General features: G+C 67.7%; 15 protein-coding genes and 1 pseudogene. 7 read left to right on the forward strand and 9 right to left on the reverse strand.

What is annotated here, in order from left to right:
- Window positions 1-300: pseudogene (locus K1Y73_RS12335) on the reverse strand (3-hydroxyacyl-CoA dehydrogenase); the annotation flags it as partial.
- A gap of 12 nt (window positions 301-312) precedes the next feature.
- On the reverse strand, window positions 313-1,578 hold the full coding sequence (locus tag K1Y73_RS12340) for a CaiB/BaiF CoA transferase family protein (RefSeq protein ID WP_225028601.1): 1,266 nt from the start codon (window positions 1,576-1,578) through the stop codon (window positions 313-315).
- A gap of 160 nt (window positions 1,579-1,738) precedes the next feature.
- On the opposite strand from K1Y73_RS12340, the gene K1Y73_RS12345 reads away from it, so the two are divergent.
- Entirely contained in the window at window positions 1,739-2,662 is a 924-nt protein-coding gene (locus tag K1Y73_RS12345) for a LysR family transcriptional regulator (RefSeq protein WP_225028602.1), read from the forward strand.
- On the opposite strand, the gene K1Y73_RS12350 is transcribed toward K1Y73_RS12345, so the two are convergent.
- Window positions 2,628-3,500 carry an MBL fold metallo-hydrolase gene (locus K1Y73_RS12350; protein WP_225028603.1) on the reverse strand — a complete coding sequence of 291 codons (873 nt, stop codon included), beginning with the start codon at window positions 3,498-3,500 and terminating at the stop codon, window positions 2,628-2,630. The two genes, K1Y73_RS12345 and K1Y73_RS12350, sit on opposite strands and share 35 nt — an antisense overlap.
- 147 nt (window positions 3,501-3,647) lie before the next feature.
- Between K1Y73_RS12350 and K1Y73_RS12355 the strand changes: the two genes are divergently transcribed.
- Window positions 3,648-4,421, forward strand: a complete 774-nt coding sequence (locus K1Y73_RS12355) for an enoyl-CoA hydratase/isomerase family protein (RefSeq protein WP_225028604.1) — start codon at window positions 3,648-3,650, stop codon at window positions 4,419-4,421.
- Window positions 4,422-4,472: 51 nt separating this feature from the next.
- On the opposite strand, the gene K1Y73_RS12360 is transcribed toward K1Y73_RS12355, so the two are convergent.
- The 3 genes from K1Y73_RS12360 to K1Y73_RS12370 are packed head-to-tail and all read right to left on the reverse strand — an operon-like array spanning window position 4,473 to window position 7,245.
- Window positions 4,473-5,771 carry a TRAP transporter large permease gene (locus K1Y73_RS12360; RefSeq protein WP_225028605.1) on the reverse strand — a complete coding sequence of 433 codons (1,299 nt, stop codon included), beginning with the start codon at window positions 5,769-5,771 and terminating at the stop codon, window positions 4,473-4,475.
- Window positions 5,771-6,271 (reverse strand): TRAP transporter small permease, encoded by a 501-nt coding sequence (locus K1Y73_RS12365; RefSeq protein WP_225028606.1) that lies wholly within the window; start codon window positions 6,269-6,271, stop codon window positions 5,771-5,773. Before K1Y73_RS12365 ends, K1Y73_RS12360 begins: the two co-directional genes overlap by 1 nt.
- Window positions 6,271-7,245: a TRAP transporter substrate-binding protein gene (locus tag K1Y73_RS12370; RefSeq protein WP_225028607.1), complete on the reverse strand. Its 975-nt coding sequence runs from the start codon at window positions 7,243-7,245 to the stop codon at window positions 6,271-6,273. The genes K1Y73_RS12365 and K1Y73_RS12370 overlap by 1 nt, the downstream gene beginning before the upstream one ends.
- Window positions 7,246-7,592: 347 nt before the next feature.
- Between K1Y73_RS12370 and K1Y73_RS12375 the strand changes: the two genes are divergently transcribed.
- Window positions 7,593-8,204, forward strand: coding sequence for a flavin reductase family protein (locus K1Y73_RS12375; protein WP_225028608.1), 612 nt, complete (start codon window positions 7,593-7,595; stop codon window positions 8,202-8,204).
- A gap of 65 nt (window positions 8,205-8,269) precedes the next feature.
- On the forward strand, window positions 8,270-8,839 hold the full coding sequence (locus K1Y73_RS12380) for a DUF2585 domain-containing protein (protein WP_225028627.1): 570 nt from the start codon (window positions 8,270-8,272) through the stop codon (window positions 8,837-8,839).
- A gap of 10 nt (window positions 8,840-8,849) precedes the next feature.
- Here K1Y73_RS12380 and K1Y73_RS12385 read toward each other — a convergent pair whose 3' ends face one another.
- On the reverse strand, window positions 8,850-9,971 hold the full coding sequence (locus tag K1Y73_RS12385; RefSeq protein WP_225028609.1) for an MFS transporter: 1,122 nt from the start codon (window positions 9,969-9,971) through the stop codon (window positions 8,850-8,852).
- Window positions 9,972-10,160: 189 nt separating this feature from the next.
- On the opposite strand from K1Y73_RS12385, the gene K1Y73_RS12390 reads away from it, so the two are divergent.
- Complete coding sequence (locus K1Y73_RS12390) at window positions 10,161-11,330, forward strand: acetyl-CoA C-acyltransferase family protein (protein WP_225028610.1); 1,170 nt, start codon at window positions 10,161-10,163, stop codon at window positions 11,328-11,330.
- A 9-nt stretch (window positions 11,331-11,339) separates the two neighbouring features.
- Here the strand turns inward: K1Y73_RS12390 and pbpC are convergent, their stop codons facing one another.
- Both pbpC and K1Y73_RS12400 read right to left on the reverse strand, forming a co-directional pair.
- A complete protein-coding gene (gene pbpC / locus K1Y73_RS12395) occupies window positions 11,340-13,379 on the reverse strand; it encodes a penicillin-binding protein 1C (protein ID WP_225028611.1) in 2,040 nt (679 codons plus the stop codon).
- A 1-nt stretch (window position 13,380) separates the two neighbouring features.
- Window positions 13,381-18,831: an alpha-2-macroglobulin family protein gene (locus K1Y73_RS12400; RefSeq protein WP_225028612.1), complete on the reverse strand. Its 5,451-nt coding sequence runs from the start codon at window positions 18,829-18,831 to the stop codon at window positions 13,381-13,383.
- A 248-nt stretch (window positions 18,832-19,079) separates the two neighbouring features.
- Here K1Y73_RS12400 and K1Y73_RS12405 point away from each other — a divergent pair, with 248 nt between their 5' ends.
- Window positions 19,080-21,647 carry a hybrid sensor histidine kinase/response regulator gene (locus K1Y73_RS12405; RefSeq protein ID WP_225028613.1) on the forward strand — a complete coding sequence of 856 codons (2,568 nt, stop codon included), beginning with the start codon at window positions 19,080-19,082 and terminating at the stop codon, window positions 21,645-21,647.
- Window positions 21,648-21,783: 136 nt separating this feature from the next.
- Window positions 21,784-22,782 (forward strand): HlyD family secretion protein, encoded by a 999-nt coding sequence (locus K1Y73_RS12410; protein ID WP_225028614.1) that lies wholly within the window; start codon window positions 21,784-21,786, stop codon window positions 22,780-22,782.
- Window positions 22,783-22,785 lie beyond the last annotated feature (3 nt).

The raw sequence follows: 22,785 nt of genomic DNA on the forward strand, positions 1-22,785 counted from the left end.
GCCATGCAGGGCGGCGACGACCGGAACCGGCGCCGCCTCGATCGCGGCGATCACCTCGGGCAGTTCGGGCGCGGCAAGCGGCCGGCCGAATTCGCGCAGGTCCGAACCCGAGATGAAGCTGCGCCCCGCCCCGATCAGCACGATGCCGGCAAGGCCGGCCGGCAGGTCGCGCAGCGCCTGCAACAGGCCCGCACGCACCGGCTGCGCCCCGGCATTGACCGGCGGATTGTCGATGGTGACGATGCGCAGATCGCCCTGATCCTGCACCCGCACCAGATCGCCCGGCGTCTTGTCCTGCATCGCCGCCCCCCGTCAGATCGCGCCGCGGGCGCGCAGCCCGGCCAGTGTCTCGGGCGACAGGCCCAGGCTTTCCAGCACCGGCCCGGTATCGGCGCCCAAAGGCGGGGCCGAGCGGGGATCGGGCTGGCCTGCATGGCGGAACTTCAGCGGCGACAGGATCTGCGTCACCTCGCCCGCCAGCGGATGCGGCAGCCGCGCCACCAGCCCGCGCGCCTGAACCTGCGGTTCGGCCAGCGCTTCGGCCACGCTGTTGATCGGCCCGGCCGGGATCTTTGCCGCATCCAGTCGCGCCAGCACCTCGGCCCGGGCACAGGGCGCGAACAGCCCCGCCAGCCGGTCCAGCAATTCATCGCGCTGGCGCACGCGGTCGCGGTTGCGGGCAAAGCGCGGCTCGGCCAGAACCGGATCGCCCAGAACCTCGGCCAGGCGCGCATATTGCTCGTCATTGCCGACCGCCAGAACCATGGCGCCGTCGCGGCAGGCAAAGACCTGCTGCGGCATGATGTTGGGATGCCCGTTGCCATAGCGGCGCGGCACCGTGCCGGTCAGCAGATGGTTCATCGCCTGATTGGCCAGCAGGTTCACTTGCACATCCAGCATCGCAAGATCCAGATAGTCGCCCTGCCCCGTCACCGCGCGCCGCGCCAGCGCCGCCAGCGCCCCCACGGCCAGATACAGCCCCGAGGCCAGATCGACCATCGGCACCCCGATCTTCTGCGGCCCGCCCCCGGGGCGCCCGTCTTCCTCGCCGGTGATCGACATGATGCCGCCCATGGCCTGGATCAGGAAGTCATAGGCCACCTGATGGGCGCGCGGGCCGGTCTGGCCGAACCCCGTCAGCGAGCAATAGACAAGCCCCGGATTCAGCGCCGAAAGCGCCGCATAGTCCAGCCCATAGCGCTGCAACGTGCCGGTGCGGTAGTTTTCCAGAAGCACATCCGAACGCGCGGCAAGATCGCGGATGATCGCCTGCCCCTCGGGCGTGGCGATGTTCACCGTGACGGATTTCTTGCCCCGGTTCGCGCAGAGGTAATAGCCGCTTTCCCGCGTCTCGGCCCCGTCGCGCCCGGTCAGGAAGGGCGGGCCCCAGGCGCGCGTGTCATCCCCCGCGCCGGGCCGTTCGATCTTGATCACCTCGGCCCCGAGATCGGCAAAGATCTGACCGGCCCAGGGCCCGGCCAGAACCCTCGACATGTCCAGAACCCGCAGATGCGACAGCGGCCCCTTGCGGTCGCCCTGGGGGGCGGGATCGGTGGGGGTCAGCGAAGACGAAGGCATTCAGGCGATCCTTGGGCAGGGAATATTCATCTTGTGAAAAGGGTTAGGTCATCGAAGGCCAATTCGGAATTGCACTGTCGCGTTCAGCAGCTTTGCACTTTCCGAAAAAGGCTTGATCTTGAAGACCCAAGATCCGAACAAGTCCCAAGGGGGGATTGCGATGGAATGGCTTCGATCTGCGCAGGTGTTCGAATGCGTCGTGCAATCGGCATCCTTTTCCGAGGCGGGCCGGCGGCTGGGCTGTTCGCCTGCCACGATCTCGCGCCATATCAACGATCTGGAAGAGCATCTGAAGGTGCGCCTGGTCAACCGCACCAGCCGCCACCTGTCCCTGACCGAGGCGGGCGAGGTCTATTCCAACCAGCTGCTGCGCATCCTGGCCGATATCCGCCAGGCCAATGGGATGGTGGCCGATCTGCACGGCACGCCCACCGGCCTGCTGCGGGTTCATTCGCGCATGGTGATCGGGCATCAGTTCATCGTGCCGATCCTGCACCGATTCCACGCCCGCTATCCGCAGATCCAGGTCGAGCTGGAGCTGTCGAACTATCCCGCCGATCTGGTGGCCAAGGGGATCGACATCGACATTCGCATGGGCCGGCTGACCGACAGCAGCCTGGTCGTGCGCAAGCTTCTGCCGTCTGAGCGGCTTCTCTGCGCCAGCCCGGCCTATCTGGACCGCGCCCCCCCGATCACCTCGCCCGAGGACCTGCGCGCGCATTCCTGCCTGAACTACCGCATCCATCAGGCCCCGCCGATGTGGCGGCTGCGCACGCGCGACGGGCAGGAAACCGTGGTTCCCGTGACGGGCGCCTTCCATTCGAACAGCGGCCTGGCGCTGCTGCAGGCAACGCTGGACGATATGGGGATTTCGATCATGAACGACTGGACCGTGCGCGATCATCTGGCCCAGGGGCGGCTGCGGCGGGTGCTGCCCGGCTATGAGGTCACCTTTTCAGATTTCGAAAACGGGATCTACGCCGTCTTCCAGCGGTCAAGCGGTGTGCCGTCGAAGATCAGGCATTTCCTGGATTTCCTGGTGGCCGAGTTCAAGGCGCTGAAGATGCAGGCCGGGGCAGAGTGAAGTCGAAGCCGGCGCCGGCGCGCCGGACAAGAACGCCGCAGGGCAGGTCGAAATGCGCCGGCAGCAGCACGGCGCCGCGGTCTGCGGCCAGCGCCAGAAGCCGGCGGCGGGTGGCGACGGCGGTCTCGGGCAGGGCGCAATAGCGGCTGTTCACCTGCGGAAGCAGGATCTGCAGCGGCTGATGCAACATGTCGGCGGCAAACAGCGCCGCCGCGGCCTGCTGCTCCAGCAGGAAGGCCAGCTGGCCGGCGGTATGGCCTGCGGCCTCCAGCGCCAGAAGCGGCCCGATCCGGTCGCCCGGCGCGATCGGCGTGACAAGGCCAGCGGCCAGCAGCGGGGCGATGCTGTCCTGCCAGGGCAGATGGGCGCGCGGGTCCTTGCCGGGCGGCGCGGCTTCGGGGGCGAAGGCCGCCAGTTCGGCCGCCGGAATCCAGTGACGTGCCGTGGGGAAACTGGGCCGCCACTCGCCATCCTGTCTGGTCGTACACCAGCCGACATGATCGACATGCAGATGGGTCAGCGCCACATCGGTGACCTGTGCCGCCGTGACGCCCGCGGGGGCAAGCAGCCTGTCCAGGCGGCCCTCAAGCCGATGGAAACGCGGGCTGAGCGGCCGGTCCTTGCCCGCGCCGGCCCCGGCATCGACCAGGATCACCCGCCCCTCGCCCTGCAGGAGCCACAGATGGATCGAGGACCGGAACAGCCCCCCGTCATGAAAGGGCGGCGCCAGCAGGCGGGGATCGGTGACCGTCGCAAGATCCAGTTCGGGAAACAGACCCGCCCCTTCGGTCACCACCAGTTCGGGCAGACGGGTCACTTCGAAATTGCCGATACGCACGCGCTCTCCTGTCGTCTTTTGCCCGACCCTATCAGCTTGGCCCGGCCCCGGCGATGCGCAGGTTGCACAGTTGCTTTACGCCATCGGCGGGCGATGCGCTCCGGGCCCGCGGCTATATCAGACGGGTCTCAAAGGAACGGAGCCGAGATGGACCTTCTCTATCACAGCCTGCAGATCGCCGATCACGTGGCGACGGTGACGATGACCCACCCGCCGGTGAATGCCCAGAGCCGGCCCTTCCGCGAAGAGGGGATCCGGCTGTTCGACTGGCTGAGCGATGCCGAAGAGGTGCGCTGCGTGGTGCTGACCGGAGCGGGCAAGGTGTTTTCGGCCGGGGCGGATCTGAAGGAACGGGTCGGCATGGCGCCCGAACAGGGCGACTATCTGCGCCACAACCGGCAGGTGCGCGATTACTTCTTCGCGGTGGCCGATTGCGAAAAGCCGGTGATCGCGGCGGTGAACGGGCCGGCGATCGGGGCGGGCTTTGCGCTGATGCTGGCCTGCGACATCATGCTGGCGGCCGATACCGCCTTTGTGCAGATGCCCGAAGTCGATGTGGGCCTTGCCGGGGGCACGGCCTTCATCGCCGAGCATTTCGGGAAATCCCGGGCGCGCGCCATGTATTTCACCGCGCGCCGCTATCCCGCGGCCGAGCTGTACCGGCTGGGCGTGATCGAACAGGTCCTGCCCGCAGATGCCCTGCTTGAGGCCGCCATGGTCTATGCCCGCGAGATTGCCGCGAAAAGCCCGCTTGCGATCCGCACCGCCAAACGCGCCTTCATGACGGTCGAGACCATGCCCGTGCGCGAGGCCTATCGCTACGAGCAAAGCCTGACCGTGGCCCTGTCGCGCAGCGACGACACGCGCGAGGCACAGCGGGCCTTTGTCGAAAAGCGCAAGCCCGTCTTCAAGGGCGGCTAGGCGCGGCGCAACCTGCCGGATGTTGAAAAGGCCGCCCGAGGGCGGCCTTTCCTATCCCGTCACCGAAGGGATCCAAAGCGCCAGCGGCGGAAAGATCACCACGGCCAGGATCACCAGAAGCATCAGCCCCACCCAGGGCCAGGAGGCGGCATAGACCTCTTTCAGTGGCGCGCCGCTGGCGGCCTTGAAGGCGAAAAGCGTGTAGCCGAACGGGGGTGTCATGCCGCCGATGGTCAGGTTCAGAAGCACGATGGTCCAGAACCACAGCGGGTCCAGCCCGCCTGCCTCGACCAGCGGCTTGTAGATCGGAATCAGCATCAGCATCAGCGCGATCGGATCGACGAACAGGCACATGACCAGCACGAACAGCTGCATCGCCAGAAGCAGCAGATAGGGATTGTCCGCCAGCGCCTGACCAAAGCCCACCAGCTGCCGCGTCGCCCCGGAAAAAGCCAGCAGCTGCCCGAACAGGTTCGAGCTGATCACGATGACCATGATCATCGCGGTGATCGACGTGGCCCCCGCCAGCGCCCGCCACAGCATCGCCATCGAGAATTGCCGATACACGATGGCCACCAGAACCGCGCCCAGAACCCCGCTTGCCGCCGCCTCGGACGGGGTGGTGATGCCCAGCAGGATCAGCCCCATGATCGAGAAGATCACCACCGAGAAGGGCGCCATCAGCATCAGCGCCCGCAGAACCGAAATCCGGCCCGCATCGGCGTCGCGCTCGGGTGCAAGGCCCGGATCGCGATGGCAGCGCCAGAAGATGTAGCACAGGAACAGCAGCGCGCACAAAAGCGCGGGCCCGATCCCCGAGACCAGCATCTTGCTGACCGAAAGCCCCGCCATGGTGGCGATCACGACAGCCAGCACGCTGGGCGGGATGATCGGCGCCAGCGAGGCGCCGGCCATGATCACCCCCATCGACAGCCGGGAATCGTAGTTCCGCGCCCGCATCACCGGGTAAAGCGACCGCCCCAGCATCGCCGCCACCGCCATCGCGGCGCCGGAAAGCGCGCCGAAGATGATCGAGATCAGCACGGTCAGCACGAATTGCCGCCCCTTCAGCCGGCCGATCAGCCCGTCAGAGGCGCGCAGCAGATTGTCGACCGCGCCCGATCGGGTCAGGATCTCGCCCATCAGCAGGAACAGCGGGATCGCGGTCAGCGACCCCATATTCGCGCTGTCGAAGATCGAATTCGCCGCCAGCGTCGCGCCGCGGCTGCCCATCATCGTCCAGACCCCGACCAGGTTCATCACGAAGAATCCGATGAACAGCGGCGCGCCGGTCAGGAAGATCAGCAGCAGAAGCCCAAGCGCCCCCCAAAGCAGCATCCACCATTCCATCAGAACAGCCCCACTTCGGCGCGGCCATTCGGATCGGCGGCATGGCGCAGGAAATGCAGGCCGGCACTGAAGAACGCATAGGTCAGCCAGATCGAGATCAGCACTTTCGGAATCGGGTTCACCCGCACCAGCATTTCGGCACGCTCGATCTGCAGCAGGTTGGCGCGCAGGCAGATCGCCGCGATGATCAGGCAGACCGCGCCTGACATCAGCGCCAGACCGACCTGCGCCACCCGGTAGGCCCGGCCGCGCAGGGCATTCAGCAGGAAGTCGATCGCGATATGGCCGCGCGCCCGGGTCACTTCGGGCAGCGCCAGGCAGACCGAAATGCACAGCGCATAGGCCGCGACCTCATTCGACCACGAGGTCGGAGCGGCGAAGAAATAGCGCGCGACGACTTCCCAGGCATAGCTGGCGGTGATCACCACCAGCCCCAGCTGCGCCACCTGGAACGAGACGCGGCTGATCCGGTCATGCAGCCTGCCCAGCGGTCCCGGCATCAGTTCAACAGCCCCGCATCCTGGGCAAGCTTGCGCAGCGCATCGCTGTTCTCGGTGCCGCAGCAATCGCTGACAAAGGCCCAGATCCCCGCATCATAGGCTGCGGTCACCTTGCCATAGGCCTCGTCCGAAAAGCGCGTCACCTCGACACCCTCGGCAGCCAGCGCCTCAAGATCGGCCGAGGCCGTCGCGTTGCCGATGCGGATCGTGTCGGCCTCGGTCTGGATGGCGGCCTGTTCCACCGCGGCCTTCTGGTCATCGCTCAGCGCGTTCCAGGCATCCAGGTTCATCGCGATATAGGAAACCATCTGCCCGAAGGTCGGCTCGGTGCGGTACTTGGCCACTTCATAATGCCGGGTCGCGCGGAACACCGATTGCGGGGCGCAGGCGCCATCGACCACGCCGCGCTCCAGCCCCGAATAGACCTCGCCCATATCGGTCGAAACGGCGACCCCGCCCAGCGCCTCGATCACCGGAACATAGTTGGACACGCCGCGGATCTTGCGGCCGGCCCAATCCGAAGCGCCGCTCAGCGGTTCGCGCAGGTAGCAGTGGAAGCCCGAGGTGCCGATGGCGATATTGGCCAGCAGCTTGAGATTGTGTTCCTTCTGGAAATACTGGTCCATGAAGTCGAACACACCCGAGCTGCGGATCAGCGCCATGTCGGGCCGCATCGCGCTGGTGGCGATGTTCAGCGCCTTCGAATGATAGGTCGGATAGGTATAGATGAAGTCGAACAGCCCCTCTTGCGTGGGGGTCAGCTGTTCATAGGCGGCCACGGTTTCCGGCCCCAGGATTTCCAGCTCGATCCCGCTGCCGGCCGCTTCGAGGTTCCGCTTGAATTCAAGCGCGGGCATATAGGCCGAGGTGTTGGTCTCGGCCCAGCTTTGGATCATCCGCATGGGTTCGGCCTGGGCAAGGCCCGCGGCCCAGGCGATCGCCAGCGTGACGGCGGCAAGTGCTGTCTGTCTCATCCCGTTCTCCTCCTCGAAATTGGTCCATGGGCCCCGGCTCCCCAGGCCAGGGCCCCCGCGATCTGTGGGACCATGCCCCCCGTGCCAGCAAGCTTTCAATTGCTGTTTGATCCCGGCCCCGTGCGGCAGGGCACCGCCAATCCGGGGCCAGAACGCCGGAAATATGGCAGGGCTGGCGGGCGCAGGCGCTTGAAATAACTGGGGAATGGCGGCTATTCCCTGCCCGGCCACAGCACGGCCCGCGGGGTGCGGGTTGCAGCTTGTGAAAAGCTTCTTTTCATATCCTTCACGCCATCGCCGGGCGGGATCGGCTATACCCCGACCGAAACAGCCAGCGGAGCCGCCCGATGTTCTACCACCCCCGCCAAGGCCACGGCCTGCCGCATGATCCGTTTCGTGCCATCGTCTCGCCGCGCCCGATCGGCTGGATCTCGACCCGCTCGGCCGCAGGGATCGACAATCTTGCCCCCTACAGCTTCTTCAACGCCATCGCCGGCCACCCGCCCATGGTGATGTTTGCCAGCGAAGGCCATAAGCACACGATCGCCAATGTGCGCGAGACCGGCGAATTCGTGGTGAACCTGGCCACGCGCGCCCTGGCCGAGCCATTGAACCGCACCTCGATCGCCTGGCCCGAGGGGGTGGACGAGTTTGAAGTCGCGGGCCTGGCCAAGGCGCCCTGCCGCCTGGTGGCAGCGCCGCGGCTGGCGGTGGCCGCCGCGGCGCTGGAATGCCGGGTGACCGCCATCCACCCGATTCCCGACCTGTCCGGCGATACTGCCGAGCGGACGATGGCAATCGCCGAAGTGGTCGGAATCCATATCGACGATGCCGCGCTGACCGATGGCCATTTCGACATGCTGCGCGCCGGCACCATCGCGCGCTGCGGCTATTGGGACTACCAGACCTCGGAAAGCCTGTTCGTCATGCCGCGCCCCGACCATATCGAGCCGCATTGACGCCCCTGCCCGCCCTGCGCATTTCGCTTTACCCCGGCGGCGCGGCGTGGTTGCGTCTGGCGATCATGACCCGACGCTTTTCCCGCTATCTGCCTTACCTTGTCACCCTGCTGATCGTCCTTCTGGCCGCGCTTTGGCTGCTGTGGGACGGGCGCGAGCCCTATTGCAAATGCGGCGACGTGAAGCTTTGGCATGGCCAGGTCGTCAGCTCCGAGAATTCGCAGCATATCTCGGACTGGTACACGGCCAGCCATATCATCCACGGCTTCCTGTTCTTCGGCGCGCTCTGGCTGGTGGCGCGGCGGCTGTCCTTCGGCTGGCGGCTGGCCATCGCGACGCTGGTGGAAAGCGCCTGGGAACTGGTCGAGAATTCGGATGCGGTGATCGAGCGCTATCGCAGCGTGACGATCAGCCTGGATTACTACGGCGATTCCGTGCTGAACTCGGTCTGTGACATCGTGGCGATGATGATCGGCTTCTGGCTGGCGGCGCGGCTGCCGGTCTGGGCGACGGTGGCCATCGCCCTGGGGTTCGAGGCGCTGACGATCTGGCTTATTCGCGACGGGCTGGCGCTGAACGTGCTGATGCTGGTCTGGCCGCTGCCCGGCGTGGCCGAATGGCAGGCGGCGCGCTAGACTTGATGCGTTAGGCCTGAGGCAAGGCCGGCGCGCGCAGCATCGGCCGCAGCGCCAGCACCGCGGCCAGCGTCGTGGCGCCCGACAGCACCGCCACCAGCCAGAAAAAGCCGCGCGGGCCGAAACTGCCCATCAGCGGCGCAAAGACCAGAGGCGCGACGATCCCGCCCAGCAGCCCCGCGCCGATGATCACCGGCGGCACGCGCGGGTCTTCGCCCATCCGCCGGCTGGCGGTGACGAAATAGCTGGGAAAGAACAGCCCGGCCGAGGCGCCCATGGCGACAAAGCCCAGCGCGGGCGAGACCAGCGCCGCGACCAGGGCCAGGACGGCAATCGCAGCCATGCCGCCCAGATACAGCACGAAGCCCGGCACAAGATGCGCGGTAAAGCCCAGGGCGATCCGCGCGGCCAGGAAGACCATGAAGAAGACCGACAGAAGATCGGCCGCCCGCGCCTCGGTCTCGCCCGCGGCGATCAGGGCGGTGGGGCCAAGGCCCGCCAGCGCCGCCTCAAGCCCGATCGCCACCGCGCCGAAGGCCAGGATCGGCAGGCTGGGGCGAAAGCCGCGCACCGGGGCGCGGCCCGGCGAGGTGGCGGGCGCGGCACTGCCGGGCATCAGCCAGATCAGCGCGGCCAGCGCCGCCGTGGCCAGGAAGGCCAGCCGCAGATCGCTGCCGATGCGCACGAAGGCCAAAGGCGCCAGGATCGCCCCGATCCCGTAGCAGGCGTTCAGCGCGCTCAGCATGGCCGGGCCCTTCGGCCCGAACGCCGCCAGCACCCGCGGGTTGAACACCGCCGTCGCCATCGCATAGCCGGTGCCGAAGACGAAGGCCGAGGCCAGAACCGCCCCCCAGGAGGCCAGCGTCGCCAGGCCCAGCGCGCCCGCCAGCATGATCGCCAGCGCATGGCGCGCCGAAATCCGCCCGCCCATGCCGAACATCAGCGAAATGCCCAGCGCGCAGCCTGTCCAATGCGCGGAAACCACCAGCCCGGTCCGCGCCGGATCGACGCCGAACATCCGCCCGAAGGCCGGCAGGGCCGGACCATACAGCGATTGCGCCACCCCCATCATCACGAAGGTCGCCAGACCCGCGGCCAGAAGGGCCTGACGGGCCCGGGGGGAATCGCTCACCTGTGTCTCCTGCCGCAGCGCCTGTGCCGCCACGTCTCGGGCTTCGCTCCGGGCTTGTCAACGCTTGCACAGCGGGGGTGTTTCCTGCAGCAATACCGGGGCCCGTGACGGGCCGCGCCGGCCTGGCGCGGCGTCTCGGACTGCCTGCAGCTCCCGGCTAACGTTTTGGCTCTTGTTCCGAGGTGACCCATGACCGACATCTTCATCCTCTCTGCCGCCCGCACCGCCATCGGCACTTTCGGGGGCGCGCTGGCGGCGCTGCCGCCGACCGAGACGGCGACCATCGTCGCCAAGGCGGCGCTGGAGCGCGCCGGGGTCGAAGGCGGGCAGATCGGCACGGTGGTCTTCGGCCATGTCATCAACACCGAGCCGCGCGACATGTATATCAGCCGAGTCGCGGCGATGCAGGCCGGCGTGCCCGAGACGGCGCCGGCGATGAACGTCAACCGGCTGTGCGGGTCGGGGGCGCAGGCCATCGTCTCGGCCGCGCAGGCGCTGATGCTGGGCGATGCCGATTTCGCGCTGGCCGGCGGGGCGGAAAGCATGAGCCGCTCGCCCTATGCGCTGACAAATGCGCGCTGGGGCCAGAAGATGGGCGATACCAAGGCGCTGGACATGATGACCGGCGCGCTGACCTGCCCCTTCGGCACCGGCCATATGGGCGTGACGGCCGAGAATGTCGCGGCGCGCGACGGGATCAGCCGCGCCGATCAGGATGCCTTCGCGCTGGAATCGCAGCGTCGCGCCGCGGCGGCGATTGCCGAGGGCCGCTTTGCCGGGCAGATCGTTCCGGTCGAGATTGCCAGCCGCAAGGGCCCGGTCTCTTTCGCGGTCGATGAACATCCCAAGGCCACCACGGCCGAGGCGCTGGCCGGGCTGCGGCCGGCCTTCCAGAAAGACGGCACGGTGACGGCCGGCAATGCCTCGGGGCTGAACGATGGCGCGGCGGCGGTGGTTCTGGCGCGCGGCGATGCGCTGGGCAGCCTGGTGCCGCGGGCGCGGATCATGGGCTATGCGGTGGCAGGCGTGGACCCCAAGATCATGGGCATCGGCCCGATCCCCGCGGTGCAGGCCCTGTGCAAGAAGCTGGGCGTCACGCCGCAAAGCTTTGACGTGGTGGAATCGAACGAGGCTTTCGCGGCCCAGGCCCTGGCCGTCAGCCGCGCGCTGGATCTGGATCCGGCCAGGGTGAACCCCAATGGCGGCGCCATCGCGCTGGGCCATCCGGTGGGTGCCACCGGCGCGATCCTGACCGCCAAGGCGCTGGCCGAGCTGGAGCGGACCGGCGGCAAGACCGCGCTTGTCACCATGTGCATTGGCGGCGGCCAGGGCATCGCGCTGGCGATCGAGCGGGTGTAGACGCGCCGACTACCAGAGCCGCACGGTCGATCTGGCCGAGCGGCCCTGGGCGTCGATCACCGACAGGGTGACATAGCCGGTTCCGGTCGCGGGCAGCATCACCTCGCGCTCACGCGTGGCGATCTGGACCGGGGCGCCATCCAGAAGCCAGGTGAAGGGCGCCGTGCCGCCGCGGACCGAAACCTTCAGCCCCGAAGGCAGCAGTTCCACCTCGGCCCCATCGGGCGGGAAGGCCACGGCGGGGGCATCCGGGGCGGCGGCAAAGGCCGCGCCGCGCGGGCGGAAGCGCTGCAGGGGCGCGGGCAGCTGGGCATTGGCAACCAGAAGCGTCGCGGCGGGCGCGGCGGGCTGCGGGTCAAGCTGCGGCTTCAGCCGGTTGAAGGCCTGAAACAGCACCGGCGCCGCCACATCAGCCCCGAAGGCGCCCGGCACCGGCGTGCCATCGGCGCGGCCCATCCAGACCCCGATCACATGCCGCCCGTCATAGCCGATCGCCCAGGCGTCGCGATGCCCGTAGGACGTGCCGGTCTTGTAGGCCAGCCGGTTCGCGGGCGCCCCGGGCGGCGGCGCCAGCCCGGCCAGGATATCGCCCACTTCCCAGGCCGCCACGGCCGAGATCAGCCGCTGCCCCTCGGCCCGGTCGCCCTCGGCCCGCCAGGTCAGCGGCAGGGCCACGCCGCCGCGCGCAAGGGCGGCGTAAAGCTGCACCATGTCCTGCAGCGTCACCCCCACGCCCCCCAGCGCCACGGCCAGGCCCGGCTGATCGCCCGGGATCTTGTAGGCCACCCCCGCCTTGCCCAGCGCCGCGATCAGCTTGGCCGGGCCCAGCGCATCGGTCAGCATCACCGCGGGAATGTTCAGCGACATCTGCAGCGCCTCGCGCAGCCGGATCTCGCCATGGAACAGCTTGTCGAAATTCTGCGGCGCATAAGCGCCGAAGACGGTCGGCTTGTCTTCGATCACCGTTTCGGGATGGGCCAGGCCCTGGTCGAAGGCCAGCCCGTAGACCAGCGGCTTCAGCGTCGAGCCGGGGCTGCGCAGCGCCGTGGTCATGTCGACAAAGCCCTGCCGCGCATCGGCCTCGAACGCCGCCGAGCCGACCGAGGCCAGGATCTCGCCCGACTTGTGATCGGCCACGACGATGGCGATCTGCAGCCGGTCGCCCTTTCCCTGCACCGCCTGCCGGGCCAAGGTTTCAAGCTTCTTCTGCAGGTCCAGATCCAGCGTCAGGCGATGTTCGGCCAGATCCGGCCGCTCGGCCCGGGCGCGGTCGGCCAGATGCGGGGCATGGGCCGGAAAGGCCTTGCGCGTGCCGGGGACATGTTCCGACAGGGCCGCCGTCGCCTCGTCCTGATCGATCAGATCGAAGGTGACGGCGCGGGCCAGAACCCGGTCGCGCGCGGCTTCGGCCCGGTCGGCGGCGCGGTCGGGGCGGCGGCTTTCGGGCGCCTGCGGGATCGCCACCAGCAAGGCCGATTCCGCGGGCGTCAGACGCTTCGGCTCTTTGCCGAAATAGGACAGGCTGGCTGCCCGCACCCCTTCCAGATTGCCCCCGAACGGCGCCAGCTGCAGATACAGCGTCAGGATCTGGTCCTTGGTCAGCCGCCGTTCCAGCGCCAGCGCCACCCGCATCTGCCGCAGCTTGCCGTCGATCTGCCCGGTGGTGCCCGCCTCCAGCAGCCGCGCCACCTGCATGGTCAGGGTTGACCCGCCCGAGACGATCCGCCCGGTCGTCGCCGCCTGCCATCCGGCCCGCGCCAGCGAACGCAGGTCGACCCCCGGATGGGTGTAGAAACGCCGATCCTCATAGGTCAGCAGCATTTCGACATAGCGCGGATCGACCTGGTCCAGATCGACCGAAAGCCGCCAGCGCCCGTCATCGACCGTATAGGCGCGGATCAGGGCGCCCTTGCGGTCCAGCACCTGGACCGAACCGGCGATCTGCAGCGGCGGCAGCACCGTCGCGTCGATCCAGGCGTCGATCCGGTCCCGCCCCAGGGCGGCAAGCCAAAGGCCTGCCGCCAGGGCGATTATGCCACGCGCGCGCATGTTACGGCGCGGCGATGGTCACCGAGCCCATATCCGAACGGCCGCGATAGTCGGGACGGTACATGTCCTCGACCGAGGCCGCGGGATGGTGGAAGGTCCCGGGGCTGATCGCGCGCACGATATAGGCCAGGCGGAAGGCATCGGAAGACGACCAGTCCACCGCCGCCACAAAGCGCTCTTGCCGGAATTCGGCATGGGCGATGTCGCTCATCGCATCCAGCCAGCCCAGTTGCGCGGTCGATCCCCCCGACATCAGGTTGGGGTTGTCGATCTCGAACCCGGCGGGCAGCGGATCCGACACGATCAGCCGGCCTTCGGAATAGGCGAAAGGCGTGACCTCGACCACCACGACCAGCCGGTCGCCGACCTTGACCCCGTCAAGCCCAACCTCCTCGCCCTCCATGGTGTAATAGCTGCGCGAGATCGCATAGCCATTGCCGCCCGCGGGTTCCGGCTCGGCCGGGATGCCGTAGGTGGTGATGGTCACCGTGGTATCGGCGCCATCATTGGTGACCGAAACCGGGGCGTCGCCATCGGCCATCACCTTGACCAGCGGGCCGGTCGCGGGCTGGCCGTCGATCTTGATTCCCGAGACATCGGGCCGGTCGATCAGCGCATTGGTGGCCATCAGCGCCCAGGTGGCTTCCTGGGTCGACAGCCGCCCGCCCTGCTGCGACAGCCGGTCGACCAGCGCCTCGCGGTCGATGGCGTTGGATCCGGCTTCGACCGCCAGCGTCAGCAGCGCCGCGGTGTCACGGTAGGCGGTGCCGTAATCGACCCGCCAGACCTGGCCTTCCTGGGTGGCGAACAGATCGGGCACCCGCGCCGCGGCCTTGCGGAACAGCTGGTCGGCCCGGGCCTGATCGCCATACGAGGCCAGGGCCGCGCCCAGCTGCGCCTGGGCCAGGGGCGTGGCGAAATCATCGCCCTTCACATCGGCGTAATAGCGCAGATCGCCCACCGCCGCGGCGCCTTCGCGGGCCAGAACCATCAGCGCATAGGCCAGCGCCGTGCCTCCGCCATTGGTGCCAGCGTCGAAATCGGGCGCGTAATTCACCTGGTTGCGCAAGTTCGCCAGCGCGTTCTTGAAGGCCAGATCCGGCACCACATAGCCTTGCGCGCGCGCCCGGCTGAGGAAATCGGTGACATAGGCATCCAGCCACAGATCGCCCGAATAGGGCCCCCAAAGGCCGAAGGCCCCCTCGGCCGACTGGTTGCCCAGGATCTCGGTGATCGCCTGGTCGATGCGCGTCTGCAGGTTCTCGGCCCCCTTCAGCTCCATCACCCGCGCCACTTCGTCGAAATACAACAGCGGCAGCGCCTTCGAGGTCATCTGTTCGGTGCAGCCATAGGGGTAGCGGTCCAGGCTGGCCAGCAACCCGGGCGCGTTCAGCCGGGCGATCGGGCCGATCGCCATCACCGACTTGCCGGTGCCCGGCACCATATCGGCAAAGACCGCCTGATCGAAGCTGAGCGTCTGGCCCTTCTTCAGATCCAACCGCGAGACCTTGGCGATCTCCGGATCATTGGCCTGCACCGGCAGGTTCAGCGCCTTGCGCAGCACCTTGCCATCGGGCGTGGTCAAAGTGACCTCGATCTTGGCCAGACCTGCCTCTCCCGCGGTCACCGGAACTTCGATCACCGCCTTGCCCTTGTCGGCCAGATCGACGCCCGAAGGCGCGCTGCCCAAGGCGGCGCCCGTGGCCGAGACGTCCAGCCCCATCCGGCCCGAGGGCCCGGTGGCATGCACGATCTCGAGCAGCAGCCGGCTTTGATCCCCCGGCGCCATGAAGCGCGGGATCGAGGCGGTGACCACCACCGGATCGCGCACCAGCACCTCTTTGTCGGCCTGGCCGACCCCGGTCTTCGACCAGGCAACCGCCATGATCTTGACCGTGCCGTTGAAGGACGGAATGTCAAAGCTGGTCCGGGCATAGCCATCGGCGCCCACCTCCAGCGGACCCGAGAAATAGGCCACCAGCTCTTCGGTGGGCGGCGGCGATTGCAGCCGCGCCTGCGCGCCCGCGTCGCCGCCCGAGCGGACCTCGCCCTGGGCGCCGTTCAGCCCGTCGATCAGCCGGCCATAGACGTCGCGGATACCGACGCCAAGCTTGCGCTGGCCGAAGAAATGCCCCTGCGGATCGGGCGACTTGAAGCCGGTCAGGTTCAGGATGCCCACATCCACCGCGGCGATGGTGACATAGGCGGTCTCGCCGGGCTGCACGCCTTCAACCTTCACCGCCACATCCATCGGGCCGCGCGGCGCGCTTTCGTCGGCGGTTTCGACCGTGGCTTTCAGCGCATGCTTGCCCGGGTCGATCGCGGCATAGGCCAGGCCCAGCGCCCGGGCCGGATTGCGGCCGGCGCCCGCGTCCATCGGCCGGAAGACCGAGGCGGTGACATAGACGCCCGCGCCCCAATCGTCGGTGACGGTCAGCGGAATGGTGTTCTCGCCTTCCTTCACCTCGACCGCCTGCATGGTGACAAGCCGGTTCGACAGCACCGTGACCAGCGCCGTCCCCGCCGCCCGCGGCACGATGCGCAGCGTCGCGGTATCGCCCGATTTATAGGCCGGCTTGTCCAGCGACAGCTCCAGCGTATCGGGGCTGGAAACCGTATCGGCCGGCGCATACCAGCTGGCCCAGAAGCTGGTCGAAGACACGGCCAGCGAGCCGTCGGTCGCTTCGACCACCAGCTCATACTGGCCCCAATCCACCGCAGCGGCGATTTCAACCGGGGTGCCACTCAGCACGGTCTCGCCTTCGGCGACCGGGCTGCGATAGGTCACGGGTTCCCAGCTCCAGCTGCCATAGCTTTGATACCATTGGTAATCCGTCTCGACCCGGTTCAGCTTCCAGCGCACCGGCATATCCGGGATCGCCCCATCGGGGCCGATGGCCACCGCCTGGAACCGCGCCTCGGCGCCTTCGGGCACCACATCGGCGAACATCGGCTTCAGCCCGATCATCGGTTCCGAGGGGATCACCAGCTGGGTCGTGCGCCGTTCGACCGGCCGGCCCGAGCCTTCGGCGACCCGCAGGGTCACCACCGCTTCCAGCGGCCGGCCGACCTGGCCCGGATCGGGCAGGTAGAACTCGACATCGGCCTTGCCCTCGGCATCGGTATCGACCGAGCCCAGGCTGTTATACAGCGACGAGAAGGTCTGGTCATAGCGGCCAAAGACATAGCCCGGCCAGTCGGGCAGGCCCTGCGCCGCGCGCAGCAGCACCTCGCCCTCGACCCGCAGCCCCGCACCCGGGGCGCCGAACAGATAGCGGGCAGCCAGCGACGCGGCCGCGGGCGCATCGCCCAGCCGCAGCGGCGCCGTGCCCAGATCCAGCGAGAAGTCGATGCGCTCGGGCAGGAAATCCTCGACCAGGAAAGTTTTGGTGGTCAGAGGCGGCGCGTCCAGATCGGCCAGGACCTGGATCGTCCAGACCCCGCGCGGCGCGGTGCCGGCGATGGGCAGCTGGAAGACATGGCCGCCGGCGCCGGAATCGGCCACCAGCTGGCGGGAATATTCCACCCCGTCGGGCCGGGTCAGCACCGCGGTCAGCGGCACGCCTTCCACCGCATCGGCCTGCGGATCGCGCGACAGCGCCGTGGCATAGACCGTCTCGCCGGCGCGATAGGCGCCGCGATCGGTGGTCAGGAAGACGTCGATCGGCGGAGCCGGCTCGCGCCCTTCGACGCCGCGGTCCGACAGATCGAATTCCGGGTCGGTCAGCGACAGGAAGGACAGGTCGCTGTCGCCATCGCGCAGCACGACCATCGCCGGCTCGGCCGCGCCGGTGCCACGGGTCAGCCCGGCATCGAAGCGCGCATAGCCCTGATCGTCGGTCGTGGCGGTGCCCAGAACCGCATTGGCGCGGTTCAGCAGTTCCACCGTGGCGCCCGGCTTGGCCTGGGCCGTCGACAGGCTGCGCACGAAGACATGCAGCCCGTCCACCCCGCTGAGCGTGGTGACGCCCAGATCCGACACGACGAACCATTGCCAGGCCGAGGGGACGGCGTTCACATCCACCCCCGGCACGCTGGCCTTCAGCACATAGATGCCCGGCGCACGGCCCGACAGCGCCTCGGTCATCGGCAGGCGGGTGGTCACATCCTTGTTGACCTCTTGCCCGACCCCGGCCGTGCCGGTCCAGATCTCGGCGCCGATCTCGTCGGCGAAATAGCTTTCGTCATATTCGTAGATCGGCCAGCCGAAATAGTTGTTCTGGATCGAACGCAGCAGGTTGCGGTCGGTGACCTGGTACAGTTTCAGGTCCAGCTTCTCGGTATTGACGGTCTGCACCGGCAGCGCCGCCTCGCCGCTGACCGGCAGCACATAGCCGCGGCCCGGGAAGCTGACGCCCGGATTGCGGTCGCGCACATACAGGGTCAGTTCCACATCCTTGGCCAGGGTCTGGCCGTCGGCGGAAGGCAGGCCTTCGCGGAAGGTCAGGCTGTAGCGCGCGCCATGGCTGATGCCGGTCACGCACAGCCGCTGCGGATCGGCCACTTCCACCGCCAGCCCGGGTTCGGGCAGCTTCACATAGGTCGAATAATCGACGCCCGAGGGCACCAGGTTTTCCGAGAATGTCGCGCAGATCCGCGGGCGGGCCAGATCGGCCTCGACCACATTGTCGGTGACGCGGAAGCCGTATTTGCCGATCGCATCATCCAGCATCGCGGCGGTATCGGCGCGGTTCTGCTGCGCCTGGGCCAGACGCAGCGCCTGCACCATGTCGCGGCCGCGGGCCATGTCTTCCTGCAGGATCGCCATCTGCACCAGGATCGAATGGCGCTGTGCCGGGCTGACCGAGCGCAGATAGGCGTTCACCGTCGCCAGATAGGCGCGGTTCTGATACCAGTAGCGGTCATTGCCGCTTTGCTTCGAGGCCTCGAACGCGCGGCGGGCATATTCCAGCCAGGTCCCGGCATCGTCGGTGATGTTCAGCGCGGCCCCCGTGAAGGCCGTCGCCATCGCCCAGTCGCCCTGCGATTCCTTCTGGGCGGCCTCTTGCAGATGCTCGTCCGCCGTCCAGGGCCCGGTCGTATGGGTGCGGCCCAGGCTGACGGCCATGTCATAGGCATTGGCGATTTCGTAATCATAGACGAAACCCAGATCGCGGCGCAGCGCCGGCGCCGCCGCGCGCTTGGCCGCATCCGCCGTCACCACCACGGCCGATTGCGCGCCCTGGAAATACGTGGGCTCGCCCGGATCGGATTTCAGGAAGCAGCTGCCGTTCTTGCCGTTGAACGTATAGGCGTCGCAGCGCGTGTTGGTCAGGCAGGCGCGTTCGCAGGCGTCCTGGCTGGTGTCGAAGATCGACGCGATATCGCCGCCGGGCAGATCCGCATCCTGGGTGACAAGGGTTCGCTTCTCGGGAATCAGGTCCTGGGCCGCCAAGACGCCGGGCAGAACGAGAAACAGGGCCGCAAGTGCGGCCTTTGCGAGGCGAACCATGGAAAACCCTCCTGTCAGACAGATGCCCGGACCCTCGCATGCAGCGCCGTCTGCGGCAAGGCATCTTGGGCCAGTCGCGTTAAGTCTTGGTTCACCTCGCCGGGCGAATGTAGTCGTGAAAACCGGACCTTGGGCGGTTTCCTGCGCGACGCGCCGCGCCCCCTGCGGCGGCAGATCGTCGATCAGGGCGGGCGCGCGCGAGGGTCGGGCGGGCTGGGGGCAGGCAGGATGTCGGCGCAGGGCACAGGATGGACCTGACGGAAAGACTGGCAAAGGAACGGCGCGCAAGGCTGGCGGCGGAACGGCTGCTGGAACAGAAAACGCGCGAACTGTTTGCCGCGAATGAGAAACTTGCCCTGCATGCGCGGTCGCTGTCGGACCAGATCGTGGAACAGCGCGAAGTCGTGCGCTCGGTCAAGACCGAGGCCGAGACGCTGAAGGGACAGAATCACCGCTTCCTGAACGATCTGGAACGCGCCCATACCGCCGCCGTCATGGCCGAACGCCGGCTTTGGGATTCGATCAACACCATTCGCGACGGATTCGCCGTTTTCGACAGCCAGCTGAAACTGGTCACCGCCAACCAGGCCTACAAGGCGATCTTCACCTCTCAGGGCATCAACCCCGGCGACAGCTATCCCGATCTGATCGCGCTGGCCGCGCAGAAGGGCATCATCGACCTTCAGGGCGAGGGTGAGGGCGACTGGATCGCCCGGATGATCGCCCGGCTGGACGAGGATCCGGTCGAAACCGAAACCGCGCGGCTGACCAATGGCACCTGGATCCGCGTCGTCGACCGCCGCGCCCGCGATGGCGACATGGTCAGCCTTGTCTTCGACATCACCGAACAGATGCGCATCTGGGCCGCGATCGAAGCGCTGCCCGATGCTTTCGTGCTTTTTGACCGGGAGGAACGTCTCTTGACCTGCAACCAGCGCTACCGCGACATGTTTCCCGATTCCGCCCATAACATGGTGCCCGGCATCCCGTTCGAGGCGCTGTTGCGCCAGGGTCTGGCCGCGGGCCATGTGCCCGCCGCCAGGGGCCGCGAAGAGGAATGGCTGGCCGACCGCCTGGCGCAGTTCCGCGACGCCGGGGCCAGCGAATGCCAGCTGTCGGACGGGCGCTGGATCCGCGAGACCGACCATGTCACCCCCGATGGCGGCCGCGTCGGCCTGCGCACCGACATCACCCAGCTGCGCGAGCAGCAGATCGCGCTGGACGCCGCCCGCCGCGCGGCCGAGGCGGCGAACCGGGCGAAATCGGCCTTCCTGGCCAATATGTCCCATGAAATCCGCACCCCGATGAATGGCGTCGTCGGCATGGCCGAACTTCTGTGCGACACGCCGCTGTCGGACGAACAGCGCCTGTTCGCCGAGACGATCCGCTCGTCGGGCGAGGCGCTTTTGAACATCATCAACGACATTCTGGATTATTCGAAGCTGGAAGCGGAACGGATGACCCTGCATCCCGAACCCTTCGATCTGGAACGCACCATCCATGAGGTGACGATGCTGCTGCAGCCGCGGGCGCGCGCGAAGGGCATCGACATGATGATCGACTATGACATGTTCCTGCCCACCCGCTTTGTCGGCGACCCCGGCCGGCTGCGGCAGGTTCTGACCAATCTGATCGGCAATGCGGTGAAATTCACCGAGACCGGCCATGTCCTGACCCGGGTGGTGGGGATCGAGGCCGAGGATGGGCGCGAACAGCTGCATGTCACGGTGGAAGACACCGGCATCGGCATCGCGCCCGAACACCTTGACCACATCTTCGGCGAGTTCAACCAGGTCGAGGATGAACGGAACCGCAAATACGAAGGCACCGGCCTGGGCCTGGCAATCACAAGGCGGCTGATCGAACGCATGGGCGGGGCGGTCTGGGTCGACAGCGAGGCCGGGAAAGGCTCGGCCTTCGGGTTTCGCGTCACGCTGCCGGTCGGCGAAGAGGGCCAGCCCGTCCGCCCGCCCGTCTCGCTGCGCCGCGCGCTGGTCGTGGATGACAAGTTCATCAACCGCACCATCCTGGAACGCCAGCTTGCCCCCTGCGGAATCGAGGTGACGCTGTGCCGGTCGGGCAGCGAGGCGCTGGCGGCGGTGGCGGGGTCTGTCCTGGCGGGCACGCCCTTCGATGTGGTGCTGACCGATCACGACATGCCCGAGATGGACGGGATCAGCCTGGCCGCGCGGCTGCGGGCCGAGGGGCTGGCGATGCCGATCCTGCTTCTGTCCTCGAACCCCACGCTGGCGCGGGAACGCGAAGGCGCGGCGGCGCTGGACGCGATCCTGCAAAAGCCGGTGCTGCGGGCCGAACTGTACCGCCGGCTGCACGATCTGTCCGCGCCCGCGCTGCAAGAGCCGGTGGCGGAACCCGTCGCTGCGGCCGCCCCGGCGACCGAGCGGCGGCGGATGCGGGTTCTGGCGGCCGAAGACAACAAGACCAATCAGCTGGTGTTCCAGAAGATGGTCCGCGGGCTGGATCTGGATCTGGTCTTTGCCGGCAATGGTCTGGAAGCGGTGGAACAGTGGCGCAGCTTTGCCCCCGATCTGATCTTCATGGACATCTCGATGCCCGAAATGGACGGCAAGGAAGCCGCCGCCGCCATCCGCGCCGGCGAGCCGGCGGGGGTGCATGTGCCGATCGTCGCCATGACCGCCCATGCGATGGAAGGCGATGCCGAGGCGATTCTGGCCTCGGGCATCGACCGCTACATGACCAAGCCCCTGCGCAAGGCCGCCATCGTCGAGGCGCTGGGGGAATTCTGCCCCGAGGCGGCGCGGCCCCTGGCCGGGCTGGCCGAGGATGCGGCTTAGCCAGGGCGCGCAGAACGAGGAGGTCAGACGCAAGGGAAATCCGATTTGTCGCAGCTTCGGCCATTGAAGAGCGGCCGCGTCTGTGATCGGTTCAACTTGAGGGAGACAGACACCGCAGGGCCGGGAGAGATCTTCGATGAAAGCACCCGTGTTGGCCGCCCTTGTCGCGCTGGCCGCGCTTGCCGGGCCGGGCCTGGCCGAAACGCCGTTTGACGCGCTGATCGCGCGGTTCAAGGGCGGCGACACCTATGCGGGATTTGCCAGTTCCAACGGCCGGATCGAGGCGCAAACCGTTGCGGTGGCCACGAAATATGCCGGCCGCGTGACCGAGGTTCTGGTGGCCGAAGGCGATCTGGTCGAGGCGGGCGCCGTGGTCGCGCGCATGGATGACCGCGATGCCAAGGCGCAGATCGTCGGTGCCAAGGCGGCGGTGCTGCGGGCCCGTGCCGCGCTGCAACTGGCCGAAGCCGGGGTGATGCAGGCGCAAAGCGCGCTGGATGTGGCGCGCACCACCCAGGCGCGGGTGGCCAAGCTGAATGCCGATGGCCATGCCGCGCAATCGGTGCTGGACGATGCGACCAATGCGCTGACCTCGGCCGAGGCGGCCTTGGCCATGGCCCAGGCCCAGGTGGCCGATGCCAGGGCGCTGATCGAGGTTTCCGAAGCGACGGTCGCCCAGCTGGACGTGATGCTTGAGGATCTGACGATCCGCGCGCCGATCCGTGGCCGGGTTCTGTACCGGCTGCGCGAGCCGGGCGAAGTGGTGGCCGGCGGCGCGCCCATCGTGACGCTGCTGGACATGACCGATGTCTGGATGAACCTGTACCTGCCCGCTGATGCGGTGGGCCCGCTGATCCTGAATGACGAGGCGCGGCTGATCCTGGATCCGGCCTCGCAATTCGTGATCCCGGCCCGGGTCACCTTCATCTCGCCCGAGGCGCAATTCACCCCGCATTCGGTGGAAACCGAAACCGAACGGCAGGATCTGGTGTTCCGCGTCAAGCTGTCGATCCCGCGCGATCTGTTGGTCACCTTCGAGAAATATGTGAAGGCAGGCGTGCGCGGCATCGGTTTCGTGCGCACCGATCCGGCGGCGGACTGGCCGGCCGAGCTTGCCGTCAAGCTGCCGGACTAGACG

The sequence above is a fragment of the Xinfangfangia pollutisoli genome (assembly GCF_020179405.1).
Classification (GTDB): Bacteria; Pseudomonadota; Alphaproteobacteria; order Rhodobacterales; family Rhodobacteraceae; genus Pseudogemmobacter; species Pseudogemmobacter pollutisoli.